Here is a 21885-nt window from a genome sequence, read left to right on the forward strand (position 1 = left end):
AATCGTCCGCATATCTGCACCATTCCGGTGAATATTCAGCGGCTTGATCGCCGCGGTGTGCATAAGTCAAGCAAAAAGCTCGAATTCTTTGCTTGACACGACCTGGAAACCGGCGGATTCCACCCGCTCTCAGGTCGTGTGCCAGGTGTTCAACCCCTGGCCCGCAACTGGCGACTGTATTCGTGTGCCGTGTCGACCAGCACCGAGACGTTTTCGGGCGGCGTGTATTGGGAAATCCCGTGACCGAGATTGAACACGTGTCCCGGATGCGGGCCGTAGGAATCGAGCACCTTGCGGGTCTCTGCGGCCACCACCTCGGGCGGCGCAAACAGCACGTTGGGATCGAGATTGCCCTGCAGCGCAACCTTGTCACCCACCAGGGTGCGGGCGCGGCCGATGTCCATGGTCCAGTCCAGCCCTACCGCATCGCTGCCGATCGCCGCAATCGATTCCAGCCACAGGCCGCCACCCTTGGTGAACACGATGCTCGGCACGCGCATGCCCTCGCGCTCGCGGATCAGGCCGGACACGACACGCTCGAGATAGGGGAGAGAGAATTCCCGGTAGGCGGCATCGGAGAGCACGCCCCCCCAGGAATCGAACACCATCACCGCCTGGGCGCCGGCTTCAATCTGGGCATTGAGGTATTTCACCACCGCATCGGCGGTCACCGCGAGGATGTGGTGCATCAGGTCCGGCCGACTGTAGGCCATGCTCTTGACCTTGCGGTAGTCGTCAGACCCTCCGCCTTCCACCATGTAGCATGCCAGCGTCCATGGGCTGCCGGAAAAGCCGATCAGGGGCACGCTGCCATCGAGCGCCCGGCGGATCTCGGAAACCGCGTCCATCACATACTGCAGTTCGGCATGGGGGTCGGGCGCGGACAGATTGCGGATCTCCCATTCGTCGCGCAGCGGACGCTCGAAGCGCGGCCCTTCGCCCTCGGCAAAGTACAGCCCCAGCCCCATCGCGTCGGGAACGGTAAGGATGTCGGAGAACAGGATTGCGGCATCGAGGTCGTAGCGCGCGAGCGGCTGCAGGGTGACTTCGCAGGCCATTGCCGGGCTCTTGCACAACTGCAGGAAGCTGCCTGCACGTCTGCGGGTTTCGCAATACTCCGGCAGATAGCGTCCGGCCTGGCGCATCAGCCAGACGGGGGTGTATTCGGTAGGCTGGCGCAGCAGGGCGCGCAGGAAGGTATCGTTTTTCAGGCGGCTCACGTCGAGTCCTCTCATCCGGCCGATTGGCATCAAGCCGTGATTATCGCCTGTTGCAGGGCAAGATGGGTTGAGCGCGGTCAGTTTTGGGCCCGCGATCCGCCCCCCGACTGCATCTACCGTCGCCAGAACGCCGGCGTCAGCACCACCAGGAAGGTGAAGATCTCCAGTCGTCCGAGGATCATGGTGAAGGCCAGTACCGAGGTGTGGAAATCGTTGAGCGCCTGATAGTTCGACGCCGGCCCCACCGCATCCAGCCCCGGGCCGGTGTTGTTCAGGCAGGCCACCACCGCGGAGAACGCGGAGACCAGCTCCAGCCCGCTCGCCGACAACACCAGGGTGAGCGACACGATGGTGACCATGTACATGAAACTGAAACCCAGCACCGCGTGCAGGATCCCCTCCGACACCGGTTGCGTGCCCAGCCGTACCGGGCTGACCGCGTTCGGGTGCAGGGAACGGATGATCTCGCGGAACACCTGCTTGTACAGGATCATCGCCCGCATCATCTTGATGCCGCCGCCGGCAGAACCCGAACAGGCGATGAAGCTGCCGAGAAAGAGCACCCAGACCTGCGCGAACATCGGCCACAGGGTGTAGTCGTAGGTCGACAGGCCCAGCGAAGTCGAAATCGACACCACGTGGAACGCCACGTAGCGCAGTGTCGTCGGGGCATCGGCATGGGCGTTGAACTGCATCAGATACACGGTCAGCATCACGATGCTGAACACCAGCACACCGAAGAAGAAGGGGATTTCAGGGTCCCGCAGGTAGGGCATGATCGAGCGCCGCGACAGCGCAAGGTAATGGGTCGCGAAGTTCAGCGCCGAGCCGAGCGCAAACACGATCGCCACCAGCTCGACATTCAGGTTGTTGAAATGGCCTAGCGAGGCGTCCTTGTTGGAAAAACCGCCCAGCCCGGTCACCGAGAAGGCATGGATCACCGCATCCCAGCCATCCAGACCGGCATACCAGAGACTGAAGCCACAACCGAGCGTGAGCAGGATGTAGGTCATCCACAGCCCCTTGGCCGTCTCGGCGATGCGCGGGGTGAGGCTGCTCTCCTTCATCGGGGTGGGGACTTCGGCCTTGAACAGCTGACGGCCGCCGATCCCGAGCAGCGGCAGGATCGCGACCACCAGCACGATCACGCCCATGCCCCCGATCCAGTGCATGAAGGTGCGCCACAGGTTGATCGAGGTCGGCAACTCGTCCAGTCCGGTCAGCACCGTACCGCCGGTCGCGGTAAGTCCGGAGACGGCCTCGAAATAGGCATCGATGCCCGAAAGTTCGGGCAGGTAGCCGATCAAGGGCAAGGCGCCGAACACCGGCAATACCACCCAGGTCGACGCCACCAGCAGAAAACCGTCATGTATACGCAGGTCGCGGCGTCGGCCGCGGGTCCATAACCACAGCACGGCACCGGCGACCAGCGTGAACAGAATGGCCTGGTCGTAGGCGAGCCTGGCGCCGTCGTCCAGCCAGACCGAGACCACCAGCGGGAAGCACATCAACAGCCCGAAAATGACGATGATCAGGCCGAGCGCATTGAGCGCGGGGTAATAGGCGCGAGCTGGCGATTGCATGCGATCAGAGGAAAGTGAAACCGACCTGGAACAGCTTCTCCACCTTGCTCACCAATTTCTTGTGCGTGCAGAACACGATGACGTGGTCTTCATTCTCGATCACGGTGTCGTGGTGGGGAATGATCACCATGCGCCGGATCACCTTGCCGTCGCTGCGCCGTTCGTCGCGCACGATGGCCCCGATGGTGGCCCCTTTGGGCAGGGCAATTTCCTCGATTCGACGACCGACCACCTTGGAGTCCTTGGGCTTGCCGTGGGCGATGATCTCCAGCGCCTCGGCCGCACCGCGGCGCAGGCTGTGCACCGCAACCACATCGCCACGGCGGACATGCGCAAGCAGCGAGCCGATCGAGGTGTGTGCCGGCGAGATCGCAATGTCGATCGGCCCGCCCTGGACCAGATCCACATAGCTCTTGCGGTTGATCAGGGCCAGCGTGCGGCGCGCGCCCATCCGCTTGGCGAGCGAGGCCGACATGATGTTGTCTTCCTCGTCGTTGGTCAGCGCAACGAAAAGGTCGGTCTCGTCGATCCCCTCGTTCTCGAGCAATTTTTCGTCCGTGCTATCGCCGCGCAGCACTAGGGTGTGTCCCAACTGGGAGGCGAGCACCTCAGCGCGGCGCTTGTCGACTTCGAGAATCTTGACGTTGTAGTCGTTCTCGATCGAGCGTGCGAGGCGAAAACCGATGTTGCCCCCGCCGGCGATCATGATCCGTCGCATCGGCTTGTCGGTGCGACGCAGTTCACGCATCACCTGGCGGATATGGACCGACGCGGCGAGGCAGAACATTTCGTCGCCCGGCACAATGACGGTGTCGCCCTCGGGAATGATCGGCTCGCCGTTGCGGTAGATCGCGGCGATCCGCACTTCGACATTCGGCAGGTGGAAGCGCAGCGCCTTGAGCGGATGCCCGACCAGCGGCCCGCCCTCGAACGCGCGCACCCCGATCAGGCTGACCACACCGTCAGCGAACTCGAGCACCTGCAACGCCTCGGGAAACGCGATCAGGCGCTTGATATAGTCGGTGACGATCTGCTCCGGACAGATCGAGAAATCGACCGCGAAGTTATTCTCGTCGAGCAGTTCGGGATGATCGACGTAGTCGGAGGAGCGTAGTCGGGCGATCCGAGTCGGCAGGTTGAACAAGGCCTTCGCGACCCGACAGGCGCAGAGATTGGTCTGGTCCGACTGCGTGACCGCAATCAGCAGATCCGCGTCGTCGGCCCCGGCCTCGCGCAACACCGAGGGCGAAGCGGCATTACCGCAGACGGTGCGCACTTCGAGTCGCTCACGCAGTTCGGCAAGGTAGTCTGCGCTGGTGTCCACCAGAGTGATGTCGTTCGCTTCGGACACCAGATTTTCAGCCACCGAGGCTCCCACCTGACCAGCGCCGAGGATGATGATTTTCACCGGGCTAGCCCCAGAATGACACAGAAGCCGACGATTCTACGCGCTCTGATGGACCCTTGACACGGAATGTTGCACTGCCGCATAAGCGGACTGTCGCCGATCTGGTATGCATGGGGTCAGGCCTCTTCGTGGCGGCGCCCTGCCTGCAAGCCGAGCTGCTTGAGCTTGCGATAGAGATGGGTTCGCTCAAGGCCGGTTTTCTCGGCGAGACGCGTCATGTTGCCGCTTTCGAGGCGGAGGTGGTGCTCGAAATACATCCGCTCGAACGCTTCGCGCGCCTCACGCAGGGGTTGATCGAATGAGACCGCGCAGGACGCATTGTCGGCGGTCGGCGCCAGTAGCCGACGAACCTCCGACAGTCCGATCTCCTCATCGAGCGTCGCCAACGCCAGCGAACGGACCGCAGCACGCAACTCGCCATAGCCACCGGTCCACGGCTGGGTGCGCATATGGTTCAGGGCTGCGGTGGAGAACCGGCGCAATGGCACCTCGTTGGCCTCGACCAGGTGCAGCAGGACCTGGGCGGCAAGTTCAGGGAGATCATCTCGAATATCGGTCATCGACGGCGGTGCGAGGCTGACCTCGAACAGGCGATCGAGCAAGGTTTCGTCCCAGCCGTCGTTGAGCAGCATGTCGTGGCTACGCTCGGTGGCGACAACCAGCCGCAGTTCGAAGCGTTCCAGCCGCTCGAGCGCGAACGCGAGGTTCTTTTGCTGGGCCCGGCTCAGTCGCCCCAGCTCGCCGACAAACAGCAGGCCGCCGTGGCTTGCCTGGAGCTGGGTCAGATCGAGGGGCGCGATCACCGCACTCAGATCCAGCCAGGGGGTGCCCGCCACCTGAAGGCTGCGCGCAGCGAGTTCGGCCAGACTGCCGCCGCCGACCCTGAGCAGCAGAACACGTGAATTGTCGGCAATCTGTTCGATGCGCCGCTTGAGCTCGCGCAATGGAGCCGACCGGGTAAAGGCCGCCAGCGTCAACGGCGCCGGAACCCCGCTCGCCACCGGTCGCTGCAGCCCCCGCTTCACTGCGGCCAGCAGCTTCTGCAGAGCGATCGGCTTCTCGAGATAGTCGATCGCACCGATGCGGGTGGCCTCCACCGCCGTATCGATGGTGCCATGGCCGGACATCATGACCACCGGCATGGTGAGTTGGCCGTTGGCGGACCACTCCTTGAGCAGGGTAATGCCATCGGTATCGGGCATCCAGATGTCGAGCAACACCATGTCGGGGCGCGCGGAGTTGCGTGCAGCACGCGCTTCAGCAGCGTTTCCGGCAAGCTGGATGTCGTGCCCTTCGTCGCGCAGGATTTCCGAGAGCAGTTCCCGGATGCCGACTTCGTCATCAACGATGAGTAGCTTTGCCATGGTCAGTATTCACCGCTTGTCATGATCGTCCGCAGACGGATACGCACCTCGGCACCGCCGAGATCGCGATTGGCAATCCGCACGTCGCCCCCGTGCTCGGTAACGATCTTCTTGACCATTGCGAGCCCGAGTCCGGTGCCTTTGGACTTGGTCGTGAAATAAGGTTCGAAGGCACGCGCCAGGACCTCGGGCGGAAAGCCCGGGCCATTGTCGCGAAACAACATCAGTACGCGCTCGCCATCGCGGCGTGCGATCAGCGTGATCTCGCCGTCGTCCTGGCTGGCCACTGCGTCCTGCGCATTCTGCAGCATATTGTGAATGATCTGGCGGATCTGCGACGGATCCCCCAGAACCTTCGGCAGGTCATCCGCGAGTTGCACATCGATGTGCACTGCAGCGCTCTCGTACAGGTTCAACACCTCGCGGCTCAGCGCGGCCAGATCGATCGGCACCAGCTCGGTCGCAGGCAATCTCGCATAGTCGCGAAAGGCATTGACCAGATTCTTCATGGCCTCCACCTGGTTCACGATCGTGCGCGTGCCGCGCTCGAGCATCGCCCGACCGTTCTCGTCGAGCTGGGCGGCCAGCTTGACGGCCAGACGCTCAGCCGACAGTTGAATCGGCGTCAGCGGATTCTTGATCTCGTGCGCCAGCCGTCGCGCCACCTCGGCCCACGCGGCCGTACGCTGGGCCTCGATCAGGCGCGAGATATCGTCGAACACCACCACCAGTCCACCGCCGGTACCCTCGGGCAGGCGCGATCCATGAACCAGCAGGGTGAGGGGCGAGCTATCGCTCGACGGCACTTCGATCTGTTCATGCCAGTCCCCTTCATGGCTCGCGAAGCCGGCGAGCAGAGCGTCACGGAACACCTGGTGGCGCGGCCAGTCGGCGAGCGCAATCTCTTCGAAACCGGCGAGGTCGTCTCCCAGGATATCGAGCGCACCACGGTTGGCCGCCCGCAGCGTGCCGTCGCTGGCAAAGGCGAGGACCCCGGTCGACAGATTGGCGAGCACGCTCTCGAGGTAGGCCCGCGCGGCCTCCACCGCGGCGCGGTTGCGGTCGGCTGCGGCGCGCGCATCTTCGAGCTGGCGGATCATCTGGTTGAACGACTGGGTCAGCACGCCGAGTTCGTCCCGTGCGGGTAATGCCTGCCGCGGGCGATAGTCGCCCTGAGCGACGGCCTGGGTGCCCTCGGCCAGTATCAGCAACGGCGCGGCAAGGCGGCGGGCGAGGACGAAGGCCACCGCCATTGCGGTGAGCAGCGCGAGCAGCAGGGTCAGGGTCAGGGTCAGCAGGTAGATCCGCTTCAGGCCATCACGGCCGAGGGTGAGCTGCTGATAGTCCCGATAAGCCTCCTGGACCGCCTCGGCGTGGCGTGCAAAGGTCTCCGGCACCGGCTGGGTGAGCTGCAGCAGATTCGGCTCACTGATGATGGAACGGCTCGGAATCGGGACAATCACCCGGATCACCAGGCGTCCGTCTGCGCCGCTGTCGACCATGTGAACATTGCGACTCTGCCGGGCCTGGCGCAGTTGCGCCGAAGTCGGCAAATCGGGTATCAGCTCGACCATGCCGTCCGACGCGGTCGCGATCACCTGGCCATTCGCCGCCAGTACGGTGGCACTGGCGACCCCGGAAAGCTCACGCATCCGGTTCAGTCGACTGGGGGTGACGATTTCGGCGCCCTCGAGATCCAGCGCCATGTCGCCCGCCTTGACGTTGACCTGACTCACCAGATAATCGAGCGCGTTCTGGCCGAGCGCGATGCCCCCTTCCAGCGCCGAATCTACCCGGACGTCGAACCAGGACTCGATACTGCGCACCACGAACTGCAGCGACACCGCATAAACGACGAGCCCCGGCAGCAGGGCCATCAGGGCGAACATCAGCATCATCCGGAACTTGAGCCGGGAGCCGAACTGGCGTGAGCGATACTCCCGCCACAGGGAGCGCAGCTGCACGGCCACCAGCCCGGCCAGCGCCACTGCCACGACGCCGTTGAGCGCGAGCAGATAAGGATAGTTGCCGGCAAAAAGGTCGGAGTTCGCACTTGCGGAGGTCAGCAAATACAGCGAAATCCCTGCGATGGCAGCGATGAAGGCGAGGGCGATACGCTTCATTGCGAAGTCGCTGCGCCGGGGAGGAAGGTCCACCGCATCCAGTCGGTGCCGACATTCCAGTCACGGCTGCCGATCGCCGTCACCTGAAAGGGCTTGGGGAGTTGTGCGGTGTCGTGACGAAAGCGCAGTGCGACTTCATGCGACACCCCTGGGCTCAGTCCGTCCTTGTCGGTCAGCTGCCAGTTGCGGATGCGTTGCATGGTACGCAAGGCCGAGTCGAGGCTTTCGAAGCTCTGGTGCAGGCTACCGATCGACAGGCGGTAGCTGCGGGTGATCGCGTGGTAGGAGATGCGGTAATTGAGTTCGCGCTCTACCACCACCTCATTGACCCAGTACCAACGCGGGCGCTCGATCACCAGCTCGGCCACAAAATGGAGCGCCACCCCGCGCGTGATCGCGTCGGTCAGGCGTGGATTGAGGTCGAGTTCGATGTCGGCATTGAGCACGTAGCCGCCATCTCCCGGGACGATCTCCGCATGCGTGATGGTGCTCTCGTCGGCAGCGAACACCGCAACCGAAGCCAGTGCCAGCAACAACAGCAGCCGGCGCAACAAATCAGCAATGCTTGCGCAGCCGCGCATAGTAGAAGCCGTCATGATCGCCAGTGGGTAACAGCGGACGCGAACCGGAGGCCGCGATGGCGTCCGACGCTGCATCCGGGTGGCGGGCTCGGAAGCGTTCGATCTGGTCACGGTTCTCTTCATCGAAAACCGAACAGGTCACGTATAGCATTGTGCCACCGGGCGCCAGGGTATGCCAAAGTGCATCGAGTATTTCCGCCTGCTGGGCGGCAAAGCGGGCGATATCCTCGTTGCGGCGCAGCCACTTGATATCGGGGTGGCGCCGTACGACGCCGGAGGCGGAGCATGGCACGTCGGCAAGGATGCGATCAAACGGGCGTCCGTCCCACCAGGCATCGAGATCCCGGCAATCGGCGACCTTGATGTGCGCTTCCAGACCGAGGCGGTCGAGATTGCTCTTAACCCGTGCGGCACGTTGAGGATCGAGTTCGAGGGCTGTCAGCTCGATGTCGGCCAGTTCGAGCATGTGCGCGGCTTTGCCACCGGGTGCGGAGCAGGCATCGAGAACACGCTGACCGTGCCCGAGGTCCATCCACAATGCGGCCCATTGTGCGCCTGCATCCTGTACCGACAGGGCGCCGTCGGCAAAGCCGGGCAGACGCGAGACCGGCACCGCACGATCGAGCAACACCGCGCCGTTATCCAGTTCCCGTGCCGCGATCCCGGCCGCGTCGAGCGCGGCGAGCACGTCCAGCGTCGTCGAGCGCCGGCGGTTTACCCGCAGCGACATGGGAGGATGGAGGTTGCCCGCGCTCAACACGGCCTCCCAGTCGTGGGGATGGTCCTTGCGCACGCGCGTGATCCACCACTGCGGGTAGGCGTAGCGTGCGACTGGGTCGTGCTGTCGCCAGCGGTCGAGGTTCGCGCCTTCGCGCAGCACGTTGCGCAGTACGCCGTTGACCACGCCTTTCAGGGCGGGCGCCTCGACTGCGGCAGCTTCCACGGCCTGATCCACCAGTGTATGTGCCTGCGCCGGGCGCTGGCCGAGCCGATGCACGGCAATCAACAAAAGCGCATGGACGTATGCCGGCAGAGGCTTGTGCAGAAATTGTTTCAGCACCACATCACCTCGACCGTATTCACGGAGGGTGGACCAGGCCAGATCTCTGACCGCCCCGCGCGTGGCATCGCCCCAGTCGGGATGAGTCCTGAGCAGCGCTTCATAACGGTCGGTAAGGTTATCGCCCTGGAGGACCGCGGCGATCAGCAAGGCAGCCTGGCGCAGTGCATAGCCCAGGCTGTCTTCAGGCAGTGACGGCGCAGCGGCAGGTTGACGGCGGTGCGCGCGAGGGCGTTCCTGGGGGCGGGTCACGCGATTGGGAGGACGGTTCACGTTGCCTTCTGAAGGTCAAAATTGAATTGTGGGGAGCGCGGCAAACGGCAGCGCGGGCCAAACCAGCGGCGAACGAAGCACCCGACCGTTCGCGCTACGTGATCGGTCGTGCCTTTGGGGCGACCCCGTCGGAGCTTGCAAGATCAGATGCTGTTTCACGTGAAACATTCCCGCCGGCTACCATGCCAGAACGGTATCGTAGGCAAGCTTCGCAATTAGTACCGATACCACGCCGAGGAACATTTTTCGCACGAAGCCCGTCCCGTGGCGCAAGGCTGTGCGCGATCCCACCAGCGCACCGATGAGGTTACAAAGCGCCATCGTCAGCCCCAGCTTCCACATGATTTCCACGTTGCCAGCGAAGAAACTGATTGCGGCGAGATTCGTTGCCACGTTAAGGATTTTCGCCGTGACCGAAGCACGCAGAAAGTCCATGCCCAGACAGCGGATGAACAGAAAGATCAGAAAGCTTCCGGTGCCGGGGCCGAAAAAGCCATCGTAGAATCCGATCACCCCGCCGATTGCCGAGGCCACGATCGCCGACCGACGGCCGTGTTCACCTTCGCGCGACACCGATCCGAGATCCTTGCGCACGAAGGTGTACACCGCCACCAACACCAGCAACAGCAGGATCAACGGGCGTAGGATCGTCGGTGGAAGATAGGCCACCGCCTTGGCGCCATACCAGGCCCCGATCAGCGCGGCGACCGCGCCCGGCAGTGCGACGCTCCATGGAATCGCAACCCGGCGACCGTACTGGAGCGCAGCACTCGTGGTGCCAACGATGCTCGCAACCTTGTTCGTTCCGAAAAGCGTGGCCGGCGACGTCGATGGAAACGCCGCAAACAGTGCCGGTATCTGAATCAGGCCACCGCCGCCGACCACCGCGTCGACAAACCCGGCAAAGAAGGCCGCGACGCCCAGAACCAGAAAAATGAGATCGCCATCAATCATCGTGTTTCACGTGAAACATCCTGCCGCGGTTCCCGTGCAACCATGAACACCCGCTTGAACGGAAACAGCACCGAGCCGTCGTCCTGCACCGGATACGCGCTCGCCAGCAAGGGCTTGAGCGCAGTCGCGAATGCAACGCCCGCGCTCGGATCGAGTCGCTCCAGATAGGGCACCAGTGTGGTCCCCATCAACCAGTCGAACACCGCATGTTCGCCGACGAGTTGCTGGACATAGGTCGTTTCCCACAGATCCACCACCTTGAAGTGCGGTGCAAGCAGGCGATGGTAGCTCCCCGTGTCCAGTACCGCGCCCATGCGCACCCCGCCCAGGTAGTCGACCCAAGCGGGGGCCGCTGCCAGTTCGCGAATCAGCCGATGGGAAGGGGCGTCGAAGTTCGCCGGCATCTGAACGGCCAGTACACCGCCCGTCGCGACCATGCCGGCAAGTCGTCCAAACAATGCCGGATGATCGTCCACCCAGTGCAGTGCCGCGTTGGAAAACACCAGATCGACTGGAAGCGCCGGGGACCAGCTGGAAAGGTCCGCGTCGATCCAGCGCGCGTCGGGCAACACCTGCTGTGCACGCGCGAGCATGGCCATGGACTGGTCAACCCCGCACAAATCCGCCTCCGGCCAGCGCTCGCGCAATACACGCGCTACGTTCCCGGGACCACAACCGAGATCGACGATATTCTCAGGTGCGGTCAGTGGAACCCGCGCAAGCAGGTCCAGCGCCGGACGCAATCTCAAGTCGTGAAAACCCAGATAGCGATCGGGATCCCAGCTCATCGAGTGTCCCCCAATAAAGGAAAATGCAGGTCGCCAGACGCGCGCCCGACCCCGAGCTTCTCCACGGCCTGATCTCGCCAGTAGATGAGGGCCGCGTAGTAGCCCTCCCATACACACCCGCTACAACCACGGCCACAGCAGGTGGTCGGAATGGGCGGGGGCAGCCGTACCGTTACGCCGACATCCTCAGCGCTGCGCTGCACCGCAACAATCAGGCTTTGCGCTTCCGTAAGGTTTTTTGGGGTGCCCCCGAATGGATCTCGACTCATTGGCTTTCGACTCATGCATGCCACCGGAGGAGACAATTGAACCCGGGACAATACCAACGGCATAAACTGCCACCTCCGCTTCGGGCCCCCGCCGCACCGATCCGCCATACATCCTTTCCCTGCGCAACCATCACTTGCCGATGCAGAATCGGGAGAAGATGACCCCCAGAAGATCATCGGCCGAAAACTCGCCGGTAATCTCGCCAAGGCTCTCCCCGGCAAGGCGCAACTCCTCGGCAAACAGCTCGAGGGCAGGCAAGGTTTCGGCCGCGGTATTGATATGTTGAAGTGCGGCACGCAGTGCCGCCAGATGCCGCTCACGCGCGAGAATCACGTCCTCGCCGTGAGCGTGCCACCCGGCCACTCGCAGCAACTCGCCGCGCACAAGATCGATGCCGAGCCCCTCGCGCGCCGACACCTGTACCGTGACCCTCCCCTGCTCTTCGCTGCGCTGCGGAACGAGCCCGGCAAGATCGATCTTGTTGATCACCGTGATGCACTCGATACCGGCAGCAAGCTGAAGGTCGATATCCGTCCCGCCCTCGGCCTCGCCTGGCCGCGATGCGTCGATCAGGCGCAGCACCACATCGGCACGCGCCAATTCCCGCCGCGTGCGCTCGATGCCGATGCGCTCGACCGCATCGCTGGTCGCGCGCAAGCCGGCCGTGTCGATGATGTGCAGCGGGATGCCCTCGATCTGGATCGTCTCGCGCAAGGCATCGCGGGTGGTGCCGGCCACCTCGGTGACGATCGCCCGCTCCTCGCCCGCCAACTGGTTGAGCAGGCTCGACTTGCCGACATTCGGCGCCCCCGCCAGCACCACATTGAGCCCGCTGCGCAGCAAGGCCCCCTGGCGCGCGCGATCGAGTACTTTTTCGAGCTGGGCGCGGATCGACTCGAGCCGGGGCAGTGCCCGCGCCTGTTCGAGAAAGTCGATCTCCTCCTCGGGAAAATCCAGGGTCGCCTCGACCAGCATGCGCAGATCGATCAGGGCATCGCGGATACGATGAATCTCCTGCGAAAATCGCCCTGACAGCGAACGCACGGCAGAGCGCGCCGCCGCCGCAGTCGAAGCCTCGATCAGGTCGGCAACGCCCTCGGCCTGGGCCAGATCGAGTTTGCCGTTGAGAAACGCGCGCCGGGTGAACTCACCGGGCTCGGCCAGTCTGGCGCCGAGCGCGATACAGCGATCGAGCAACAACTGCATGACGACCGGGCCCCCGTGGCCCTGCAGTTCGAGGACGTCTTCGCCGGTAAACGAGGCCGGCGCCGTGAAGTACAGCAGCAGACCCTCGTCGATCGGCTCGCCGCGGGCGTCGAGGAAGCGGGCGAAGGACGCGACCCGGGGCCGGGGCTGACGCCCGCTCAGTGCCCGCGCAAAGCCGTCCAGCGCCGCACCGGAAACACGAACGACGCCAATGCCTCCGCGGCCCGGCGCCGTTGCGATCGCGGCAATGGTGTCAGGCGGTCTTGGCGCCCGGCTTGCCACTCTCGATCATCCGCGTGATCTGCCATTGCTGTGCGATCGACAGCACGTTGTTCACCACCCAGTAAAGCACCAGCCCGGACGGGAACCACAGGAACATGAAGGTGAACACGATCGGCATCGCCATCATGATCTTGGCCTGCAGCGGATCCGGTGGGGTCGGGTTGAGCTTCATCTGGATCAGCATGGACGCACCCATGATCACCGGCAGGATGAAGTACGGGTCCTTCGCCGACAAGTCCTGGATCCAGCCCAGCCACGGCGCCTGACGCATCTCGACACTACCCAGCAGCACCCAGTACAGCGCGATGAACACCGGGATCTGGACCAGGATCGGCAGGCAGCCGCCGAGCGGATTGATCTTCTCGGTGCGATAGAGATTCATCATCTCCTGTTGCATCCTGGCCTTGTCGTTACCGTACAGCTCCTTCATGCGCTGCATGCGCGGGCCGAGCACGCGCATCTTGGCCATCGACTTGTAGCTCGCCGCCGACAGCGGGAAGAACACCGCCTTGATCGCCACCGTCACCAGGATGATCGCCCAGCCCCAGTTGCCGGTCAGGTTGTGGAACCACGACAGCACCCAGAACAGCGGCGCCGCGATCACCGTCAGCCAGCCGTAGTCGACCACCAGGTCGAGGCCCGGAGCGATGCCCTCGAGCTTGTCCTGCTCCTGCGGACCGGCATACAGGCGCGAGTCGACCTTGCCGCTCGCGCCCGGCGCAATCGCCGCCACCGGCACGATGACCCCGGCCGAATACAGGTCGCCACCGACCTTGCGGGCGAAGAACTCGCGCTCGACACCTTCGGCCGGCAGCCAGGCGCTGACGAAGTAATGCTGCACCATCGCCACCCAGCCATCGTTCGCGTTCTTGGCGAACTTGGCCTTGCCCTCGGCAATCTCCTCGAACTGCACCTTCTGGAACTTGGCCGCATCGGTGAAGAAGGCCGGCCCGGTGAAGGTGGTCACGCCGAAGGCTTCGACCTGCTCCGCCTCCTTGCCGTCACGGGTGAGCTGGAAATAGGCGTGTGCCGACAGCGGCTCGCCGCTGCCATTGGTGATCTCGTAGCTGACATCGACCAGGTAGCTGCCGCGATGAAAGGTAATCAGCTTGGCAACCTTGATCCCGTTCTGTTCCGGCGCCTCGAGGCGCAGCTCCAGCGCATCCTGCCCGTCCTTCAGCACCTGCTCGCCCGCGGGCAGGCTGTAGATCGTGCGGTGGTTGGGCAGCCCGGCCCCGATCAGGCCGGCCTCGGCCGAGTACAGGTGCGTTGCGCCGTCGTCGAACAGCACGAATCCGCGCGACTGGTCGGTGGTGGCCTGGTGCTTCTCGAACTCGAGGCGGACGATGCTGCCACCCTCGGCGGAGACGTCGGCACGGAGCAAATCGGTGACGACACGCACCCGCGGAGCGGTCTTGGCGGCTTCGACCACCGGCAGTGCAGCGGCACCCGGCGTCAGACCGGCGGTGGGAACGGGCACACTGCTGCCACCCTTGGTCACTGCGGCGCTTGCCGGCACCGGCGGCTGGGCCGGCTGGTTGTACTTGAGCCAGCCATCCCACAGCATGACCAGGGACAGGGAGAAAATCAGGAGGAGGATGAGGCGACGTTGATCCATCGGGTTCGTGGTCGTACGGTCGTTAGTCAGGGAACGGAATGATACCCGCCCTGAGGGAGGAACAAGCGCGGACCGGCTTCAAAGTGAGGCCGGGGCGGAGAAAAACGGGCAGACCCCGCATGAGTATGCCTGCGGCAATGCTCACAGCCGGGGCAGCCTCGACAGCAACTGCAGCAGATCCTGATTCATTTCTGCGCGCGTTGCAGTCGCAACCGGCGCATGCAGCCGGACGATCAGATCGTAAGGCGGAATCAAGACACGCTGACGACGAAAGATCTCGCGCGCAATGCGCTTGACGAGGTTGCGCACATTGGCGCGCTTGGCCACCTTCTTTGCCACAACCACCGCCACGCGGGCGGACTCCGACCCGTTGGGGCGGTAATGCAGCATGTAGAAGCGCCCACGTAGCGCCCGCCGAAAAGCAAAAACGGATGAAAATTCATCCGTTTTGTGCAATCTGTGAGCGCTTCGAAAACTCTGGTCAGCGCCCGCCGGGTCGATCACCTCAGACAGCGAGGCGATGACGGCCCTTGGCACGACGGGCACGGATGACCGCACGACCGCCACGGGTCTTCATGCGGACCAGAAAGCCGTGGGTGCGCTTGCGACGAACGACGGAAGGTTGGTAAGTGCGTTTCATGATCGGCTGCCAGTGGTAAGGTCAAACGCGAGATTAGATTGGATAATGCCCTGTTTGTCAAGAACATTGGTCGCCGGCCCATGCGAAAGAGCGCCTTGCCGATTCTCCGCAATGATTGCGCCTGTCTGTGGATAAGTCCGACGTCGAGGGGTAGAATCATGCGCTTGATCATCCCGTCGGCAAACGACACGCGGTCTTTCCACCCGCCGCGGCTGACCGGACTATTCCCAATAACAGGCCATCAGGCCGTCGCTCCCGCTGCGCCTCGTGTTGCAGGCGCGGCATGCATGTTTTCGAGAACCGTGCCGCAAACCCAAACTGCCCCCTCCGTGAATCAGGATTTCTGGCCCTTCTGCCTGGCGCGCCTCGAGCAGGAACTGCCACAGCAGCAATTCAATACCTGGATCAAGACCCTGCAGGTTGTCTATGGCGGCAGTGACAGCGCCCCGGCCCTGACCCTGATCGCGCCCAACCGGTTCGTGATGCAGTGGGTGCGCGAGCGCTACATCGGCCGGATCGGTGAGCTCGGCGAAGAATTCCACGGTGTGCCGTTGCTCCTCGACCTCCAGCTGCCCGCACCCGGTGTCGTGCGCGCACCGGTTGCCCCTGCCGCCCCGCGGGCACCGGCAGCCGGCCCGGCGACCGCGGCAAGCGTCAGCACCGTACCGCTCAGCGAACCGCGCCCGGTCGCCTCGGCGGCCATCATGCGTCAGGCCACGCCGGAGCCGCAGTCCGGCGCCGAACTCGCCTACGACAAGACCCGCCTCAACGCCGACTTCACTTTCGACACCCTGGTCACCGGCCGTGCCAACGACCTGGCCCGCGCCGCCGCCATGCAGGTGGCACAGAATCCCGGCACCTCGTACAACCCGCTGTTCGTATACGGCGGCGTCGGTCTGGGCAAGACCCACCTGGTGCACGCCATCGGCAACGCGGTGTTCCGCCACAACCCGCGCGCGGTGGTGCGCTATGTACATGTCGAGGACTATTACGCCGACGTGGTGCGCGCCTATCAGCAGAAGAGCTTCGACGCGTTCAAGCGCTACTACCGCTCGCTCGACATGCTGATCATCGACGACATCCAGTTCTTCAACAACAAGAACCGGACCCAGGAAGAATTCTTCCACGCCTTCAATGCGCTCACCGAAGCCAAGAAGCAGATCGTCATCACCTGCGACACCTACCCGAAGGACATCCAGGGTCTGGAAGACCGCCTCATTTCCCGTTTCGACTGGGGCCTGACGGTGCAGATCGAGCCGCCCGAGCTCGAGATGCGGGTCGCGATCCTGCAGAAAAAGGCCGAGGCCCTGCGCGTCACCGTCGACGACGACGTCGCCTTCCTGATCGCCAAGAACCTGCGCTCCAACGTGCGCGAACTCGAGGGCGCGCTCAACAAGGTCGTCGCCTACGCCCGCTTCCACGGCCGCGGCATCTCGCTCGAGGTGGCCAAGGACGCGCTCAAGGACCTGCTCAACGCGCACAACCGTCAGCTCTCGATCGAGCACATCCAGAAGACGGTGGCCGACTACTACAAGATCAAGATCGCCGACATGCACTCCAAGAAGCGCACCCGGGTCATCGCCCGCCCGCGCCAGGTCGCGATGTGGCTGGCCAAGGAGCTCACCCCGATGTCGCTGCCCGCGATCGGCGAGGCCTTCGGCGGTCGCGACCATACCACCGTGCTACACGCCTGTCGTACCATCACCGAGCTGCGCCTCGGCGACCACCAGCTCAACCACGATGTACACGTGCTCACCCAGGTCCTGCGGGGTTGAGCCAGCGATGACTTTCCGATCAATTTCCTGACCAGACTGACGCCATGCTCCTGCTCAACACCACCCGTGATGCGCTTCTCGCCCCGCTGCAGTCCGTGGCCGGCATCGTCGAAAAGCGCCACACCCTGCCCATCCTGTCGAACGTGCTGATCGAGAAGCAGGGCGACCGCCTGACCCTGCTCGCCACCGACATCGAGATCCAGATCCGCACCACCACCGCGGGCAACGCCGGCGGCGAGGACGTCGCCATCACCGTCGCCGCGCGCAAGCTGCAGGACATCCTGCGCGCGCTGCCCGACACCGACGTCAACCTCACCCTCGACGACAAGCGCCTGACGGTCAAGGCCGGCAAGAGCCGCTTCCAGCTCCAGACCCTGCCCGCGGCCGACTACCCGCGCATGAATCTGCCCGACGGCGACGCCACCCGGTTCTCGGTGCCGCAACGCGCGTTCAAGCGCCAGCTCGCCCAGGTCGCCTACTCGATGGCGCAGCAGGACATCCGCTACTACCTCAATGGCCTGCTGCTGATCGCCGACGGCAGCGAGTTGCGCATGGTCGCCACCGACGGCCACCGCCTCGCCTACGCCTCCAGCGACCTCGAAGTCCCGGTCACCCAGCGCTGCGAAACCATCCTGCCGCGCAAGACCGTGCTCGAGCTGTCGCGCCAGCTCGCCGACAGCGACGACCCGCTCGAAGTCATCCTCGCCGGCAACCAGGCGGTGTTCCGCTTCGGTGCCATCGAACTGGTCACCAAGCTGATCGACGGCAAGTTCCCTGACTACCAGCGCGTCATCCCACACAACCACCCCGGCATCGTCACCCTGCCGCGCCTGCCGCTGCTTGCCTGCCTGCAGCGCGCTGCCATTCTCACCAACGAGAAGTTCCGCGGCGTGCGCCTGGTGCTCGACGACGGTGCGCTGCGCATCGTCAGCTCCAACGCCGAGCAGGAAGAAGCCCAGGACGAGCTCGAGATCGATTACCACGGCACCAAGCTCGACATCGGCTTCAACGTCACCTACCTGCTCGACGTGCTCAACAACCTGTCGTCGGAGACCATCGAATGGCGCTTCAATGACGGCAACTCGAGCGCACTCATCACCCTGCCCGGCAACGAGCATTTCAAGTACGTCGTGATGCCGATGCGCATTTGATCCCGCATTTGATCCACCCTTCAGCACCGATGAACCCGGCCCCGCCGGGTTCGATGCCCCCGCCAGCGGGGGCACGTTCTTTATGAATCACCCGAGATGACCATGTCCGAACCGCAAAACCTGCCCACCGCGTCCGCAATCGCCCACGAAGACTACGACGAAACCAGCATCCAGCAGCTCGAAGGCCTGGAGGCGGTCCGCAAGCGTCCGGGCATGTACATCGGCGACACCTCCGATGGCACCGGCCTGCACCACATGGTGTTCGAGGTCGTGGACAACGCCATCGACGAAGCCCTGGCCGGCCACTGCGACGACATCGTCATCACCATCCACGCCGACAACTCGATCTCGGTCACCGACAACGGCCGCGGCATCCCGGTCGGCGTCAAGATGGACGACAAGCACGAGCCCAAGCGCTCGGCGGCCGAAATCGTGATGTGCGTGCTCCACGCCGGCGGCAAGTTCAATCAGAACAGCTACAAGGTCTCGGGCGGCCTGCACGGCGTCGGCGTCTCGTGCGTGAACGCATTGTCCAAGTGGCTGCGCCTCACCGTGCGCCGCGACAGCAAGAAGCACTTCATGGAGTTCCACCGCGGCGTGCCGCAGGACCGCCTCATCGAGGTCGTCAACGGCGTCGAGGTCAGCCCGCTCAAGGTCCTCGGCGAGACCAGCAAGCGCGGCACCGAGGTGCACTACCTCGCCGACGAAGAGATCTTCGGCACCATCGAATACCACTACGACATTCTCGCCAAGCGCCTGCGCGAACTGTCCTTCCTCAACAACGGGGTCAAGATCCGCCTGATCGATCAGCGCACCGGCAAGGAGGAAGATTTCGCCTTCGCCGGCGGGGTCAAGGGCTTCGTCGAGTACGTCAACCGCACCAAGACCGTGCTCCACCCAACCGTGTTCTACGCCGCCGGCACCACCCGCATTCCCACCGGCCAGGGCCACGACGCCGAACTGGCGGTCGAAGTCGCGATGCAGTGGAACGACAGCTACGCCGAACAGGTGCTGTGCTACACCAACAACATCCCGCAGGCCGACGGCGGCACCCACCTCACCGGCCTGCGCGCGGCGATGACCCGGGTCATCAACAAGTACATCGAAGAAAACGAGATCGCCAAGAAGGCCAAGGTCGACATTACCGGCGACGACATGCGCGAGGGCCTCGCCTGTGTGCTGTCGGTCAAGATGCCCGACCCCAAGTTCGCCAGCCAGACCAAGATGAAGCTGGTCTCCTCGGAAGCCCGTCCGGCGGTCGAAGAGGTCGTCGCCAGCAAGCTCGGCGACTTCCTGCTCGAAAGCCCGCTCGACGCCCGCACCATCTGCAACAAGATCGTCGAAGCCGCCCGTGCCCGCGACGCCGCCCGCAAGGCGCGCGACATGACCCGGCGCAAGGGCATCCTCGACGGCGTCGGCCTGCCCGGCAAACTCGCCGATTGCCAGGAAAAGGATCCCGCGCTGTGCGAGCTCTACCTGGTCGAGGGCGACTCCGCCGGCGGTTCCGCCAAGCAGGGCCGCGACCGCAAATTCCAGGCCATCCTGCCGCTCAAGGGCAAAATCCTCAACGTCGAGAAGGCGCGCTTCGACAAGCTGCTGCAAAGCCAGGAAATCGCCACCCTGATCACCGCGCTCGGCACCAGCATCGGCAAGGACGACTACAAACCCGAGAAGCTGCGCTACCACCGCATCATCCTGATGACCGACGCCGACGTCGATGGCGCCCACATCCGCACCCTGCTGCTGACCTTCTTCTACCGCCAGATGCCCGAACTGGTCGAGCGCGGCCACATCTACATCGCCCAGCCGCCGCTGTACAAGATCAAGCACGGCAAGAGCGAGATGTACATCAAGGACGACCACGAGCTCAACGGTCACCTGCTCAAGCTCGCCCTCGACGGCGCCGTGCTGGTGCCGCGCGAAGGCGCCGATCCGATTGCCGAAGAAGCCCTCGGCGGCCTCGCACGCAGCTACCTGCTCGCCGAAGCGGTCACCCGACGCCTGGCCAGCTACATCGATCCCGAAGTGCTGCAGGCCATGCTCGCCCACGACCTTGCGATCAGCCTCGACGACGAAACCGCCGCCCGTGCTTCCGCCACGCGCATTCAGCCCCACCTGCCCGACGGCCTGCAGATCTACGCCGAATATCACGACGAATCCGAAGCCTGGCGCCTCACCATCGAGCGCCTGCACCACGGCAACCGCAAGTTCGGCTGGGTCGAAAACGACTTCCTCGTCTCCGGCGACTACCGCACCATCCGCAACGCCGCCGAAGCCATCACCGGCCTCATCGGCCCCGGCGCCGAGATCCGCCGCGGCGAGAAGCGCCAGACCGTCATCCGCTTCGCCGACGCCATCACCTGGCTGCTGGCCGAAGTCGAGCGCGGCATCAGCAAGCAGCGCTACAAAGGCCTGGGCGAAATGAACCCCGACCAGCTGTGGGAGACCACCATGGACCCCGCCGTGCGCCGCCTGCTGCGGGTGCAGATCGACGACGCCATCGCCGCCGACGAGATCTTCACCACGCTGATGGGGGACAACGTCGAGCCGCGCAGGGCGTTTATCGAGAGCAATGCCTTGTACGCGCAGAACATTGACGTCTAAGCGAATGTACCCGATCCACGACATCGACGCCCAGTTGCTGCTGGCCACCCTGATTGCCACCAAGCGGCGGCCCGCCGAGCTGGTCGAGATCGTGGCCGCAGCCGAGTTGCTGGGCTGTCCGGTCAGTTCCGCCAGCTTGTGGGCGGAGGCCTTTCGCCGCTTCGCCACCCATGGCCTCATCGTTGCGGCAGACGGCGGTTATGCCCTGACCCTTCCCGGCCAGGCGCTAGGCGAAGGACTCCCCAAGAAGGCCGATACGGCGGAACGGGTCTTCCTGATGCGCGAGAAACTCGCTGCCTACGTTCCGGCCGCGAAGTCTGCCCCGATTCCGCTGAGCACCGAGCAGTTCGAGGCCGCCGTACTTGCCCACGCCTCCACCGCTCGCCAGGGCGGCAAGAATCTGCTGATGCCCAAGCCCAAGGCAGACGACGACGAGCGGCGGCGGCCCGGTCCGGGCCGCCGCCCGTTCGCAGGTGGGCGGCGCCGGAGCTGAACTGCGGCCGGCAGACCGGAACTGTGGCCACTGTCAGTGGCCAGAGTGTCGGGGCGTGGCCCCTATGGCGCCGGCCCGCCCCCGTATCCGCATCGCAAGCACCGCGGAATTACTGGCGGCGGCACATTGCTTGTGGCGCAATGCATCATGACAAACACATTTAAATATGGCCCGGAGAACAAGGTATGGCCGTATGTATTTGAATAACTTATCGATCAATAGAAATATTCAGGAGTCAAATTATTGCAACGCACAAGATTCTGGCCTATTCTTGAACCGTCTCCTCCACCCTCCTCCTTTGGTGTGGATTTAGGCCCGGATCCCTCAGGTGTCCGGGCCTTTTCTTTTGCCTTCGCCGACATCGACCTGGGCGCCGGGTCCGGTGACGACGAGATGCTCGGGCAAGTGAACAAGGGCGAGACTTTCGAGTCTACTTGTCAAGCGCTGGACAAGCCGGGCGCGGCCGGGACCGGAAGCGCTTGCTGGCCGCAA

The 21885-nt window shown here is 64.0% G+C and carries 18 protein-coding genes; 4 read left to right on the plus strand and 14 right to left on the minus strand.

All coding sequences use genetic code 11. The features are described from left to right. Positions 1-149: 149 nt before the first annotated feature. The 14 genes from hemE to rpmH all read right to left on the minus strand — a co-directional run bounded on the left by hemE (position 150) and on the right by rpmH (position 15370). Entirely contained in the window at positions 150-1220 is a 1071-nt protein-coding gene (hemE, locus tag AC3A35_RS12330; protein WP_487436397.1) for a uroporphyrinogen decarboxylase, read from the minus strand. A 113-nt stretch (positions 1221-1333) separates the two neighbouring features. Beyond that, complete coding sequence (locus AC3A35_RS12335; RefSeq protein ID WP_487436398.1) at positions 1334-2803, minus strand: TrkH family potassium uptake protein; 1470 nt, start codon at positions 2801-2803, stop codon at positions 1334-1336. A gap of 4 nt (positions 2804-2807) precedes the next feature. Beyond that, a complete protein-coding gene (trkA, locus tag AC3A35_RS12340) occupies positions 2808-4211 on the minus strand; it encodes a Trk system potassium transporter TrkA (protein WP_487436399.1) in 1404 nt (467 codons plus the stop codon). 116 nt (positions 4212-4327) lie between these two features. Beyond that, a complete protein-coding gene (locus tag AC3A35_RS12345) occupies positions 4328-5575 on the minus strand; it encodes a sigma-54-dependent transcriptional regulator (protein WP_487436400.1) in 1248 nt (415 codons plus the stop codon). Positions 5576-5577: 2 nt separating this feature from the next. After that, a complete protein-coding gene (locus AC3A35_RS12350; RefSeq protein ID WP_487436402.1) occupies positions 5578-7698 on the minus strand; it encodes a sensor histidine kinase in 2121 nt (706 codons plus the stop codon). After that, on the minus strand, positions 7695-8279 hold the full coding sequence (locus AC3A35_RS12355; RefSeq protein WP_487436403.1) for a DUF4390 domain-containing protein: 585 nt from the start codon (positions 8277-8279) through the stop codon (positions 7695-7697). The genes AC3A35_RS12350 and AC3A35_RS12355 overlap by 4 nt, the downstream gene beginning before the upstream one ends. Then, complete coding sequence (gene rsmB, locus AC3A35_RS12360) at positions 8254-9504, minus strand: 16S rRNA (cytosine(967)-C(5))-methyltransferase RsmB (RefSeq protein WP_487436562.1); 1251 nt, start codon at positions 9502-9504, stop codon at positions 8254-8256. Before rsmB ends, AC3A35_RS12355 begins: the two co-directional genes overlap by 26 nt. Positions 9505-9789: 285 nt before the next feature. Continuing rightward, a complete protein-coding gene (locus AC3A35_RS12365) occupies positions 9790-10566 on the minus strand; it encodes a sulfite exporter TauE/SafE family protein (RefSeq protein ID WP_487436404.1) in 777 nt (258 codons plus the stop codon). Beyond that, entirely contained in the window at positions 10563-11354 is a 792-nt protein-coding gene (locus AC3A35_RS12370) for a methyltransferase domain-containing protein (protein ID WP_487436405.1), read from the minus strand. The genes AC3A35_RS12365 and AC3A35_RS12370 overlap by 4 nt, the downstream gene beginning before the upstream one ends. Further along, positions 11351-11800: an oxidoreductase-like domain-containing protein gene (locus AC3A35_RS12375; RefSeq protein WP_487436406.1), complete on the minus strand. Its 450-nt coding sequence runs from the start codon at positions 11798-11800 to the stop codon at positions 11351-11353. Before AC3A35_RS12375 ends, AC3A35_RS12370 begins: the two co-directional genes overlap by 4 nt. Next, a complete protein-coding gene (mnmE, locus tag AC3A35_RS12380) occupies positions 11754-13112 on the minus strand; it encodes a tRNA uridine-5-carboxymethylaminomethyl(34) synthesis GTPase MnmE (protein WP_487436407.1) in 1359 nt (452 codons plus the stop codon). The genes AC3A35_RS12375 and mnmE overlap by 47 nt, the downstream gene beginning before the upstream one ends. After that, a complete protein-coding gene (gene yidC, locus AC3A35_RS12385; protein WP_487436408.1) occupies positions 13084-14730 on the minus strand; it encodes a membrane protein insertase YidC in 1647 nt (548 codons plus the stop codon). Before yidC ends, mnmE begins: the two co-directional genes overlap by 29 nt. 141 nt (positions 14731-14871) lie before the next feature. Next, complete coding sequence (gene rnpA / locus AC3A35_RS12390; protein WP_487436409.1) at positions 14872-15297, minus strand: ribonuclease P protein component; 426 nt, start codon at positions 15295-15297, stop codon at positions 14872-14874. After that, positions 15236-15370, minus strand: coding sequence for a 50S ribosomal protein L34 (rpmH, locus tag AC3A35_RS12395; protein ID WP_002926183.1), 135 nt, complete (start codon positions 15368-15370; stop codon positions 15236-15238). The genes rnpA and rpmH overlap by 62 nt, the downstream gene beginning before the upstream one ends. A gap of 329 nt (positions 15371-15699) precedes the next feature. On the opposite strand from rpmH, the gene dnaA reads away from it, so the two are divergent. The 4 genes from dnaA to AC3A35_RS12415 all read left to right on the plus strand — a co-directional run bounded on the left by dnaA (position 15700) and on the right by AC3A35_RS12415 (position 21393). Next, positions 15700-17145, plus strand: a complete 1446-nt coding sequence (dnaA, locus tag AC3A35_RS12400) for a chromosomal replication initiator protein DnaA (protein WP_487436410.1) — start codon at positions 15700-15702, stop codon at positions 17143-17145. Between the two features lie 44 nt (positions 17146-17189). Next, positions 17190-18296 (plus strand): DNA polymerase III subunit beta, encoded by a 1107-nt coding sequence (gene dnaN / locus AC3A35_RS12405; RefSeq protein ID WP_487436411.1) that lies wholly within the window; start codon positions 17190-17192, stop codon positions 18294-18296. Between the two features lie 102 nt (positions 18297-18398). After that, the gene (gene gyrB / locus AC3A35_RS12410) at positions 18399-20900 is read left to right on the plus strand and encodes a DNA topoisomerase (ATP-hydrolyzing) subunit B (RefSeq protein WP_487436412.1); all 2502 of its coding nucleotides are present in this window, start codon (positions 18399-18401) and stop codon (positions 20898-20900) included. Between the two features lie 4 nt (positions 20901-20904). Continuing rightward, complete coding sequence (locus tag AC3A35_RS12415) at positions 20905-21393, plus strand: hypothetical protein (protein ID WP_487436413.1); 489 nt, start codon at positions 20905-20907, stop codon at positions 21391-21393. The last annotated feature ends 492 nt before the right edge of the window (positions 21394-21885 follow it).

This window comes from Azoarcus sp. Soil_N_20, assembly GCF_057656155.1.